The organism is Streptomyces sp. NPDC094143, from assembly GCF_040303825.1.
Taxonomy (GTDB): domain Bacteria; phylum Actinomycetota; class Actinomycetes; order Streptomycetales; family Streptomycetaceae; genus Streptomyces.
In genome coordinates, this window is record NZ_JBEOTZ010000001.1 from 164526 (window position 1) to 176168 (window position 11643).

The window sequence follows — 11643 nt, forward strand, 5'->3', positions numbered from 1 at the left end:
ATGCCCGGCGGGCGGCGCGTCGCGGCCGTCACCGCGGCCCGGTTCGACGTGGCGCCGGGGGAGTGCCTCGCCCTCATCGGCGAGAGCGGCTGCGGCAAGTCCGTACTGGCCTCCGCGCTGCTCGGGCTGCTCCCCGGCAACGCGCAGACCGCCGGCTCGGCCCTGCTGGGCGACCTGGACCTGCTGACGGCGGGCGAGCGGACCCTCGCCCGCACCGTACGGGGCCGGCTCATCGGGCTCGTACCGCAGAGCCCGGCCGCCCACCTCACGCCCGTGCGCACCGTCCGTTCCCAGCTGGAGGAGACCGTCGCCGCCCTGACCGCGACCCGGGGCCGCGCCGCCCTGCGCGCCGCCGCCGAGGCCGCCGCCGAACGGGCCGCCTTCCCCGCCTCCCACCTCGACCGGTACCCGCACGAACTCTCCGGCGGCCTCGCCCAGCGCGCCGCCACCGCCCTCGCCCTGGTCGGCGACGCCCCCCTGCTCCTCGCCGACGAACCCACCACCGGACTCGACCGCGACCTGGTGGACCGTACGGTCGACGAACTGCGCCGGCACGTCGACGACCCGGGCGGGACGCGGGACGGCGGACGGGCCCTGCTGATGATCACCCACGATCTGGCGGCGGCGGAGCGCATCGCGGACCGGGTCGCGGTCATGTACGCGGGGCGGATCGTCGAACTCGCCGACGCCACCGCCTTCTTCGGCGACCCCGGCCCCCGCCACCCCTACAGCCGCGGCCTCCTGCGGGCCCTGCCCGACCGCGCCTTCACTCCCGTCCCTGGCATGCCGCCCGAACTGGGCGACCTCCCCGACGGCTGTGCCTTCGCCCCGCGCTGTGCCCGCGCCGACGGCATCTGCGCCAGCCACGCGCCCCCGCCCGGCCCGGTCGCCTGCCACCACCCGCACGTGCCGGAGGACGTCCGTGCTTGAACTGCGCTCCATCACCGCCGGATACACCAGGAAGACCCCCGTCGTCCGGGACGTCTCCCTCACCCTGGCCCCGGGCGAGTCCGTCGGGCTGCTCGGCCCGAGCGGCTGCGGAAAGTCCACCCTGGCCCGGGTCGCGGCCCTGCTGCACCGCCCCGACGCGGGCACCGTCCTGCTGGACGGTGCCCCCGTACGGCACTGGCGCCACCGCGCCCCGCGCGCCCAGCGCACCGCCTTCGGCGTGGTCTTCCAGCAGGCCAGGCTCTCCGCGGACCCCCGGCTGCCGCTCACCGACCTGATCGCCGAACCCCTGCGCGCCACCGGCCGCGCCCGGGAGATCCCCGAGCGGATCGCCGAGCTGGCCCCTGCCGTCGGCCTCACGCCCGACCTGCTGACCAGGCGGCCGCACGAGGTCAGCGACGGCCAGCTGCAGCGCGCCTGCCTGGCCCGCGCCCTGGTGCTGCGCCCGCGCGTGCTGGTGTGCGACGAGATGACCGCCATGCTCGACGCGTCCACCGCCGCCGCCCTGGTCGCCGCCGTCGAGGACTACCGTGCCGGGACGGGCGCCGCCCTGCTGGCCGTCGGCCACGACCGCACGCTGCTTCAGCGCTGGTGCGACCGCACCGTCCACTGGGACGCCCTGTCCTAGGACCCTAGGACCCTAGGACCCTGGGCCCGGCTCGGGTCAGTGGTCGTCCCAGTGCCCCTCGTGGGCGGCGTGGCGGTGCCCGTCGTGCACGTAGTCGGTGTGGTCGCCGTGCCGGACGGCCAGGTGGCCACAGGTGTCGCCGTGCTGGTGGTCGTGGTTGTGGTGCACGGTGTGACCGCCGGTGACGCACTCGTCGACGTGAACCTCGTGCATCCGGTGGACGTGGCCGTCGTGGGCGTAGTCCGTGTGGTCGCCGTGGGGGAAGGCGACGTGGCCGCAGGCGTCGCCGTGGGCGTGTGCGTGGTCCGCGTGGGTGATGTGCTCGGCGGTGTTCATCGGGGCTCCTCGCGTGTGCTGGTGGCCGCCGGGGGACCGGCAGGGCGGCATCGCCCTGGGGCGGCTTGTCTGCGTCCATGCTCCGGCGGCCCGCCGCCGCCCACCATCCGGCCACAGCGCAGGGGTGAGCCCAGGCTGGTCAGCGGACCGCGACCACCACGCAGCTCTCGCCGTACTGCCAGACCGGGCCGGCCTGCCGGAAACCCGCCCGCCGGAGCAGGTCCAGGTGCACGGAGACGGGGAGTTCGGCGGGGCGGCCGGTGCCGGCGGGCTCCGCGCGGCGCCGGCGCTCGGCGAGGAGGTCGGCCAGCTCGGGGTCCTCAGCGACCGCGGCCCACCAGGAGCCCCAGTCCTCGTGCGCGAACACCCGCTGCCGCCCGGCGCGGCACCGCCCCACATGGGCGGCGATCCCGGCCGGGCCCGCCTCGTCCTGGGGGAGGTGGTCGCCGTTGACGAGGACGCCACCGGGGCGCAGCAGCGCGGCGAGCTGCCGGTAGGTGCGCAGCAGGGTGGCGTGGTCGAGGTAGTGCAGGGCCGTGGTGGAGACGGCCGCGTCCAGCGGCCGGTCCAGCTCCAGGGCCTCGGTCCAGCCGGGTGCGCCGATCTCCGCGTCGACGTAGCGGGCGGCGTCCGGGTGGTGGGTCCGGCCCAGTTCCAGCAGGAGGGGGTCCCGGTCGACGGCCACGATCTCCGCCCGCGGCAGCCGCCGGACCAGCCGGGCCGCGAGCGAGCCCGGCCCGCAGCCCAGGTCGACCACGAGCGGCCGGCCCTCGCGCCCCGCCGTGATGTGCTCCACGACGTCGGCGATCACCGTGAACCGCTCCTCGCGGTCGACGGCGTACCGCTGCTGCTGGAGCTCCCAGCGCTCCACCCACCGCTCCGCCGTCCCCAGACTCAGCCCCATCCGGTCGTGCCACCTTGCCGTCTCGCACCTGACTCCTGCCGGAACGAGCCTACAGGTGGAAACGGTTCTCATTACGCCCAGTGGGTGTGGTCACTCGAGTGAGGCGAGAACGGACAGCAGCCGGTCGATCTCCTCCACGGTGTTGTACACATGCAGACTCACCCGCACCGAACCGGTCTTCTCGCCCGCGTCCCCCTGGCAGTGGTGATCCGAGCGCACCATGAAGCCGTGGCTGAAGAGGATGAAGCCCAGGTCGCCCGAGTCGATGGCCCGGTGCCGCAGGGAGACGATGCCCAGGCGCCGCTGCACGGGCGAGTCGGCGGCCAGGCTCAGCGGACAGCCGAGGATCTCGTAGGCGTCGAGCCGGCGCAGCCCGTCGGTGAGCCGGGACGCCAGGTCGGCCGTCCAGCGCTCGATCCGGTCCACACCGGCCGCGTCCAGCCAGTCGAGGGCCGCTTCCAGCGAGGCGATGCCCACCGTGTTCGGGGTGCCGCTCCACCCGCCGGGCACGAACGCCGGCCCGCGCGCCTGCCGCGCCCACACCGCACCCGAGCCGGGCAGGGCCAGCGCCTTGTGCCCGGAGAAGACGACGAAGTCGACGTCCAACGCGGCCACCGACACCGGCAGATGCCCCACGCTCTGCGCCGCGTCCAGACAGATCACCGCGTCCGGGCCCACCGCCCGGCGGATGCGCTGCACGTTCATGTCACCGCCGTAGACATGGTGCACGTGCGTCGTGGCCACGAACCGGGTGCGCGGCCCGGCCCGTTCGGCCAGCGCCCGGTGGTCGTAGTCCCCGGAGCCGTTCTGGTACGGCATCGGCACCACCCGCACCCGCACGCCCTCCCGCGCGAGCTGCCGCTGCGCCTCCAGCCACGGCACGATGTTGGCCTGGTGGTCGGCCTCGGGCACGACGATCTCGTCGCCGTCGCGCAGGAATCCGGGCAGCCAGTCACGGGCGATCGTGCGCAGCCCCTCGGTCGTGCCGCCGGTGAAGTGCACGACCGAGCCGCCGGTCCCGGGATCGCCCAGGAACCGGGCGACGCGCTCGCGGGTCCGCTCGACCAGCTCCGTGGTCCGGTTGGCCCAGGTGTACGTGCCGCGCGCGGAGTTGGCGTTGGACGTCGTGAGGTAGGTCTGCACGGCGTCCAGGACGGCCTGCGGCTTCTGCGCCGTGGCCGCGCTGTCCAGGTACGCGAGCTCCGGATGCCCGGTGACGATGGGGAACCGGGCGCGCAGCTCCCGCTGCCACGCGCCGAGGTCCTCGGATGCGGTCGGTGTCGTCATGCCCGTCAGTCCCGCACCAGGGGCGCGCCCGCGTCCCGCCAGGCGATGATGCCGCCCGCCAGACTGCGCACGTCCGGGTGGCCCATCCGGGTCAGCAGCGCCGCGTACCGGGCGGACTGCTCACCGACCGGACACGCCAGCAGCACCGGCCGGCTCCGGCTGAACGGCAGCCCGCCCCGGACGAGGTCGGCGAACAGCTCGTCGACGATGTTGACCGAACCGTCGATGTGCAGCGCCGCGTACGCGTACGGGCTGCGCAGATCGACCACGAGCGGCTCCTCGGCCTCGATCCAGCGCCGGGCCTCGGCCACCGTCACCGACGGCGCCGCGCCGACCTCCGCCTCCGACAGGTCGGCCGGCGAGTTCTTCCGCGGCGGCCGGCCCAGCAGGTCCGGCCGCCGCTGCCGGACGTAGCTCAGATAGCTCTCCACCCGGTCGCAGACGATGAACACCGCCGTGCGCCGCTCCTCCGACTCCTCGTCCAGGGCGCGCAGATGACGGACCGCGCCGAAGTAAGCGGCCCCACCGGTCGGCCCGCCCAGGATGCCGCAGCGGCGGTTCAGCGTGAGCATCCCCTCGATCGCCTCGTCGGCGGTCACCGACGCCATCGTGTCGTACGTGTCCGGGTCGAACAGGCCGACCTCCTGCACCTCGTCGATGGTGCGGATCCCGGGGATGAAGTCGGACTTGGCCGCCACCAGCCCGACCACCCGCACCGACGGGTCCTGCTCGCGCAGTGCGCGGGCCACGCCCGTGGAGGAGCCGGCCGTGCCGACGCAGGCGACGAACCAGTCCGGGACCCGGCCGTCCAGGTCCTTCACGATCTCCGGGCCCGTGCCGGACAGATGGGCCTCGGTGTTGCGCGGGTTGAAGTACTGGTCGGTGTGCAGGTGGGCACCGCCGGACGCCGACAGGGTGCGGTGGAAGAGGGTCAGCGGATCGTCCGTCGCCGTCGGGTCCAGGCACTCGCTCTGGCCCGGCAGCTCCTCGATCTCCGCGCCGAGCAGCAGCAGGAGGTCCTTGATCTCCGGGATGCGCATCCGGTTGGTGACGCTCTTGAAGCCCAGGCCGTGCATGCCGGCGACGACCGCCAGCGCCTTCGCCGTGTTGCCGCTGGACAACTCCACGACCTGGCTGCCCCGTTCGACCGCCTCGTCCAGCAGGGGCCGCGCCATGTTCCAGGCGGCCCGGTCCTTGACCGAGCCGAACGGGTTGAGCATCTCCAGCTTGGCGTACAGGTCGATGTGGCGCAGGCCGTGCACGGCCGGGTCGATCCGCACCAGCGGGGTGTTGCCTATCGCCTCCGTGATGCTGTCGTACCTCACTGGACTCCCCCCGAGGGCGTGATCGGCCAGAACTGGTCGTCGAGGCACCACCGCCAGGCGTCGCCGTCCTGCCATGCGGCGACCTTGCGGGCGGCGGGCTGCTGCTGGGCGCGGGTGGCGTGGAAGTCCATGGCGTAGCCCGCGGTGTTGGCGAAGGCCAGCAGGTCACCGGGGGCCGGGCGGCGCGGCAGGAACACCGTGCGCCGGGTGATCAGGTCGGTCTCCAGGCACAGGCTGCCGAACAGGTGCACGGCGACGGGCCCCTCGCCCTGAGCCGCACCGCTCCGGGGAACGACGACCGGGTCCATCAGCACGCCGTGGTCCTCCAGGGCGATGTCGTCCGCTTTCGCGGCCAGCCGCACGAGCAAGGCCCCGTCGGTGCCCTGCGTCCGCACCTCCAGCACCTTCGCGAGCGTCAGCCCGCACTGGTCCAGCAGCGCCCGGCCGGGCTCGGTGTACAGGTCGTACAGGTGCTCCAGCAGCAGCGCGGCCAGCGGGCGGCCGCCCAGGGACGGGGCGGGCTGGGCCAGCAGGTCGTCCAGGTAGGCGGGGCCCGCCACGGACCGGTGCGCGGGGTACAGGCCGAGCGCGCCGCGCAGGGTGCCCGACTCCTCGCGCAGCCCGTAACCGTGCCCGCCCCAGGTCAGAGGGGGGCGACGGCCCATCACCGCCGCGGTGAGCTCGCTCGTGTACGTCTCCCACTGCTCCCGCTCGGCGAGGTAGCTGACGCCGAACCCGCCGCCCACGTCCACGGCCCGGGGCCGCAGCCCCCGGCTCCGGCACGCCTCCAGAACCGCCAGGCACCCTTCGAGGGCGACCGCCTTCTCCGCCACGCTCGTGGTGTCCAGATGGAAGGCCACCCCGGTCGCCTCGACCGCGTCGCCGTGCCGCTCGACCGCCTCCAGCAGCTCCTCCGCCTCCGCCACGGGCGTGCCGAAGCGGCTGCGTCTGCTCAGCACCCGCACGCCCGAGGTCTCGAACCCCGACAGTCGCAGCAGGACCGGGACCCGGTCGAGGGAGTGCTTGCGCACCAGCGCGGCGAGCTGGTCCAGCTCCGCGGGCCCGTCCACGCCGACCGTGACGCCCGTACGGGCCGCGAGCCACAGGAACTCGGGGTTCTTCGGCCCCGTGGCCGTGATCCGGCCCGGGGCGAAACCGGCGCCCAGCGCGTGCTGCAACTCCTCCAGCGACGCGACGTCCACGCCCGCGTCCGTGGCGGCGAGGCGGCGCAGCAGGGCGCTGGAGCGGTTGGCCTTGTGGGCGTAGAAGATCTGCCCGCCCAGGTGGTGCGCGCGGTACACGGACCGGAACCGCTCCACGTTCTCCGCGACATGGTCGGGGACCACGACGTGCAGCGGCGAGCCGAGCGCGTCGGTGAGCGAGTGCAAGGTCCCGGCCGCCGCCATGAGCGACCTCAGCCGCGGTTCGAGCCGGGGTTCGAGATACAGCGGTTCGAGATACAAGGGCCGGCCACCCATGCGCGCTCCCTCCCCTGAAGCCGCTGCGCCCGGCATCCGGGCACGTCGGACACTCCCCGCGTGTCGCCGTATGACCCATATCCATTCTTCGGTCGCTTTACGCCCTGTAAGGCCGGGGCCTGTCCTGTGACTGGTGTGAAGCGGATCACGGCGACCGGGGGCGGCGCGCGCCGGGCGCCCGGTACGCGCCCCCCGGCCACCGGGCCGGGCGTCCCGCCACCGGGCCGGGCATCCCGCCGCACGCGTGCGCCACCCGAGCCAGGGGTACCCCGGCCGTGCCCGCGACCGATGGGGCGTGACCCGCGGGTGCTCCGCATCTGAACGCGGGGTACGCCCCGGCCGCGATCGCCGCCCTCCGCGATGCCCTGCCTCAGCCGCCCTCCGCCTCTCCCTCATAGCCGTCGTACACGAGGAGCCCGTCGTCACGCAGCCGCACTCCGGGCGTCGGCGTATGGGGGGTGAGGCGCCCGTCGTGCATGAGGTGATGGACCGGTACGCCACGGGCGAGCACCGCGAAGTCGGCGATCAGTCGACGGTGACACCGCCACCAGACCGCCTCGCTGCACATCACGGCCGTGCGGATCTCCGCGGCCTCGCGCAGCAGGCGGTCCATCGCGGCCACGAACTCCGGGGAGCGGGTGTGGGCGGCGTACCCGCGGAAGGACTTGTTGCGCCAGACGACGTCCGGGCTGTCCGCGGGCAACGGCCGGAACCCGCCGAGGGCGGGCTCCCACCGGTACCCGACGCCCCCGGCCGGCAGCCACCCGCCGAGCCGCTCCCGCAGCAGGTCGGGGTCCCGGCGACTGCCGGGAGCGATCCGTACGTCCACGACGGCCGCGACCCCGGCCTCCCGCAACAGCCCGGCGATCCGCTCCCGCCCGGCGGTGCTGTGGCCGAAGGTCAGCAGTGGTACGTCCACAGGGGCGGACTATCCCGATTCGACCGGTACACACATCGGCCACGCGGGCCGGAATCGCCCTCTTTTCAACCGCTCCGAGACGGACGGACCCTGGCGGGAAGGGATGCGCACGGACGGTGTCGAGGGGGAGCCGCGATGTCCGGACCGCTCTATGTTCCCGTTCTGCCGACGAAGCCGCATGCGGCCGGGGCCCTCCAGCGGCTCCGGCCGGACGTCCGGGCCGCGATCAGGCCGCTGTGGAACCTGCCGCCGTTGCCCGGGGCGCCGCCGGAGACGCTGGGTACGGTGGTCGGCACGTACGTCGGTCGGGTGAGCGCGGTGAGCAGTCACGGCGGATGGATCGACGCTCCCTTCGGCGAGGTCGCCCAGATCGCCGCTCTCGCCGAAGCGCTGGCCGTCTACTGCGAGTTGGGACGGTTGCGACCCGTCACCGGGCCGGAGCGGACCGCGGAGCAGCAGGCGGCGGCCGTGGAGACGGCCCGGCGGTGCCATCGGCGTCTGGGTGTGCGGGTGCGGGTCTCGGGGGAGTGGGACGGCCGCCTCGGAGAGGGGGTCAGGGGCCTGCTGGCGCTGACCGGTCCGGAGGTGCCGTTGGAGCTGCTGCTCGACATGGGGGTGGTCCTCGACGACCGGCCCGGCGCGGGCAAGGAGGCGCTGCGCGCCCTCGACGCGCTGATGCCCCTGGCGGTCTGGCGAAGCGCCACCCTGCTCGGAGGCGGCATTCCGCAGGTCACTGCCGACATGCTGGAGGAGGGATCGTGCGAGGCGTCACGTGCGGAGTGGAGCATGTGGCACGAGGTGCGCGCGACGGGCAGGGCCCATGCCCCGCTGCTCGGCTACGGCGACTACGGGGTGCAGCCCCCCGGCGCCCTCGCGCAGGCCCCGGCGCCCGGGAGGAAGGGCGGCCCGCCCTGGGGTGTGCTCCGCTACACGACCGACACCACGTACTTCTTCGTCAAGACGCTCACCCGAGGCCCCGACCGGATCGCCGTCAACCGTGCCGCGGCCCGCCGGATCACCGAACTGCCCGAGTTCCGGGGAGCGGGAGCCGGGCCAGGCGAAGAGTGGCTGAGCGGCTGCGCGGACGGCCCCCTCACGAGCAGTGAGGGTGTGGGCGGGCCCACGGAGTGGCTGAGGGCGGGAAACCTCCAGCACATGACGCACGTCGTACGGAGCCTGTCCGACGGTTGAGCGGGCCGTCGGCCAGGTTCCGAGGAGCCTGGCCCTGCACGCGGCTCAGTCGAACAGCGGTGCCGGCGCGGTCTTGCCCGACACGATCCGCCAGGCGGGCACCCGCACCGTCCGGCTCACCGGGCAGGCTCTGGCGCCGTGGCCCCCGGAGGGCAGTCGACGGCGTGACCACTCCCACGGTCGCGTCCGGTTCGAGTCCCGCCAGCAGTAAGTCGACGACGCGCCGCACGGTCTCCCTCGGCCGCGTTGCGCCTGGACCGCCCGTCGCCGCCGCGTGCCGAGCTCCCGGACGGTACGTCCACCCAGCCGAGCACCGGTGCCGGGGTGGCCTCCCGAAGGCGCCGCCACCTCCCCTCCCGCTTCGCCTCTACGCAGGTCAGCAGGGGCGTGGCGGCGCTTCTTCTGCGAACTCTCAGATGTCCCGGAAGATCTCGATCTGCGCTCCGATCGAGTTCAGCCGCTCCGCCAGGTCCTCGTAACCCCGGTTGATGACGTACACGTTGCGCAGCACCGACGTGCCCTCGGCCGCCATCATCGCCAGGAGGACGACCACCGCGGGGCGCAGGGCCGGGGGGCACATCATTTCCGCGGCGCGCCAGCGGGTGGGGCCCTCGACCAGGACGCGGTGGGGGTCCAGCAGCTGGAGGCGGCCGCCGAGACGGTTCAGGTCCGTGAGGTAGATCGCGCGGTTGTCGTAGACCCAGTCGTGGATGAGGGTCTTGCCCTGGGCGACCGCCGCGATGGCCGCGAAGAACGGGACGTTGTCGATGTTCAGGCCCGGGAACGGCATGGGGTGGATCTTGTCGATCGGCGCCTCCAGCTTGGAGGGCCGTACGGTCAGGTCCACCAGGCGGGTGCGGCCGTTGTCGGCGAAGTACTCCGGCGTGCGGTCGTGGTCGAGGCCCATCTCCTCCAGGACCGCGAGCTCGATCTCCAGGAACTCGATGGGGACCCGGCGGACCGTCAGCTCCGACTCCGTCACCACGGCCGCGGCCACCAGGCTCATCGCCTCGACCGGGTCCTCCGAGGGGGAGTAGTCCACGTCGGCGTCGATGGTCGGCACGCCGTGCACGGTGAGGGTGGTGGTGCCGATGCCGTCGACCTTGACGCCGAGCGCCTCCAGGAAGAAGCACAGGTCCTGGACCATGTAGTTGGAGGAGGCGTTGCGGATGACGGTGATGCCGTCGTGCCGGGCGGCGGCGAGCAGCGCGTTCTCGGTGACCGTGTCGCCGCGCTCGGTCAGGACGATCGGGCGGTCGGGGTTGACCGAGCGGTCCACCCGGGCGTGGTACTGGCCCTCGGTGGCGGCGATGTCCAGGCCGAACCGGCGCAGGGCGATCATGTGCGGCTCGACGGTGCGCGTGCCGAGGTCGCAGCCGCCGGCGTAGGGCAGCTTGAAGTGGTCCATGCGGTGCAGCAGCGGGCCGAGGAACATGATGATGGAGCGGGTGCGGCGGGCCGCGTCCGCGTCGATCGCCGCCAGGTCCAGCTCGGCCGGCGGCACGATCTCCAGGTCGACCCCGTCGTTGATCCACCGCGTGCGCACGCCGATGGAGCCCAGCACCTCCAGGAGGCGGTACACCTCCTCGATGCGGGCGACGCGGCGCAGTACTGTGCGCCCCTGGTTGAGCAGAGAGGCGCACAGCAGCGCCACACACGCGTTCTTGCTCGTCTTGACGTCGATGGCACCGGACAGCCGACGGCCTCCGACCACCCGCAGATGCATCGGGCCGGCGTAGCCGAGCGAGACGATCTCGCTGTCGAGGGCCTCCCCGATCCGGGCGATCATCTCAAGGCTGATGTTCTGGTTGCCGCGCTCGATGCGGTTGACGGCGCTCTGACTGGTGCCGAGCGCCTCGGCCAGCTGCGATTGCGTCCAGCCCCGGTGCTGCCGGGCGTCACGGATGAGCTTGCCGATGCGTACGAGGTAGTCGTCTGCCATGGGATTGAGGTTATCTCAGATATGAGATGGGGTCCGAACGGAGGGTCCGTACGGGTGATGGGCCGTCAATCCCGCCCCATGGCCTCAGTGTCGCTTGGAGGTCGTGGTGCGCCGCCACCCGAAAGGTCCGGGCAGATCCATCGATGTCGTACGACGTCCCGTGCTGCTGCGCGTGTGCCGGGGGCCGTTCTTGCCGCCGCCGGTGGTGATGGACCAGGAGCGCTTGTTGATGTTGAGCCGCACGCCGGGAAGAATCCGGAAACTCTTACGGAACGTGAGGGGCATTCAGGGCCTCCTTTCGGTGTCACCGGGGGTCCCCGGTTCCGTTCGGTTACCCCGAGTTCGCCTTCTGATGGCTGTGTTGGCGGCGGCGCAGGGGTCGCCGGGCAAGTGGCGGGCGTTCGCGGCGGTGGCGATCCGGCCGTCCCGGGCGCGGACCACGGCCGCCGTGGTGTGGTGGTGGCCCCGGCGGTGTGCGCGGGCGGCACGGGCCGCGGTCTCGACGAGTTCCCGGTCGGCCTGCTGGGTCCGTGGGGTCGGCGACTCCGCCGTCGCCGGGTGCTGGACGGCACCGGCCCGGAGTGGCGAGGGCGTACAGGCGGGTATCGGCCACGACGTGATCCGTCGCGGTCGCCGCCCGGGCATGACCAACCGCCCCCGGTGTACTAGAGTTATCTCGACATCG

Annotated in this window: 11 protein-coding genes; 3 read left to right on the top strand and 8 right to left on the bottom strand. The window is 73.4% G+C overall.

What is annotated here, in order from left to right:
- Complete coding sequence (locus tag ABTZ58_RS00770; protein WP_351349577.1) at positions 1 to 930, top strand: ABC transporter ATP-binding protein; 930 nt, start codon at positions 1 to 3, stop codon at positions 928 to 930.
- Entirely contained in the window at positions 923 to 1576 is a 654-nt protein-coding gene (locus ABTZ58_RS00775; protein WP_351348767.1) for an ABC transporter ATP-binding protein, read from the top strand. Before ABTZ58_RS00770 ends, ABTZ58_RS00775 begins: the two co-directional genes overlap by 8 nt.
- A gap of 36 nt (positions 1577 to 1612) precedes the next feature.
- Here ABTZ58_RS00775 and ABTZ58_RS00780 read toward each other — a convergent pair whose 3' ends face one another.
- From ABTZ58_RS00780 to ABTZ58_RS00805, 6 genes are all read right to left on the bottom strand, one after another.
- Positions 1613 to 1912, bottom strand: coding sequence for a hypothetical protein (locus ABTZ58_RS00780; protein ID WP_351348770.1), 300 nt, complete (start codon positions 1910 to 1912; stop codon positions 1613 to 1615).
- A 139-nt stretch (positions 1913 to 2051) separates the two neighbouring features.
- Complete coding sequence (locus tag ABTZ58_RS00785) at positions 2052 to 2816, bottom strand: class I SAM-dependent methyltransferase (RefSeq protein WP_351348773.1); 765 nt, start codon at positions 2814 to 2816, stop codon at positions 2052 to 2054.
- Between the two features lie 90 nt (positions 2817 to 2906).
- Positions 2907 to 4103, bottom strand: coding sequence for an aminotransferase class V-fold PLP-dependent enzyme (locus tag ABTZ58_RS00790; RefSeq protein WP_351348776.1), 1197 nt, complete (start codon positions 4101 to 4103; stop codon positions 2907 to 2909).
- Positions 4104 to 4108: 5 nt separating this feature from the next.
- Positions 4109 to 5428, bottom strand: a complete 1320-nt coding sequence (locus ABTZ58_RS00795; protein WP_351348779.1) for a pyridoxal-phosphate dependent enzyme — start codon at positions 5426 to 5428, stop codon at positions 4109 to 4111.
- Entirely contained in the window at positions 5425 to 6906 is a 1482-nt protein-coding gene (locus ABTZ58_RS00800; protein WP_351348782.1) for an alanine racemase, read from the bottom strand. Before ABTZ58_RS00800 ends, ABTZ58_RS00795 begins: the two co-directional genes overlap by 4 nt.
- 370 nt (positions 6907 to 7276) lie before the next feature.
- Positions 7277 to 7825 (bottom strand): DUF488 domain-containing protein, encoded by a 549-nt coding sequence (locus tag ABTZ58_RS00805; protein ID WP_351348785.1) that lies wholly within the window; start codon positions 7823 to 7825, stop codon positions 7277 to 7279.
- A 135-nt stretch (positions 7826 to 7960) separates the two neighbouring features.
- Here ABTZ58_RS00805 and ABTZ58_RS00810 point away from each other — a divergent pair, with 135 nt between their 5' ends.
- Entirely contained in the window at positions 7961 to 9016 is a 1056-nt protein-coding gene (locus ABTZ58_RS00810) for a beta family protein (protein WP_351348788.1), read from the top strand.
- Positions 9017 to 9428: 412 nt separating this feature from the next.
- Here ABTZ58_RS00810 and ABTZ58_RS00815 read toward each other — a convergent pair whose 3' ends face one another.
- Entirely contained in the window at positions 9429 to 10958 is a 1530-nt protein-coding gene (locus tag ABTZ58_RS00815) for a helix-turn-helix domain-containing protein (RefSeq protein ID WP_351348791.1), read from the bottom strand.
- Between the two features lie 84 nt (positions 10959 to 11042).
- Positions 11043 to 11243, bottom strand: a complete 201-nt coding sequence (locus ABTZ58_RS00820; protein WP_094053964.1) for a DUF4236 domain-containing protein — start codon at positions 11241 to 11243, stop codon at positions 11043 to 11045.
- Positions 11244 to 11643 lie beyond the last annotated feature (400 nt).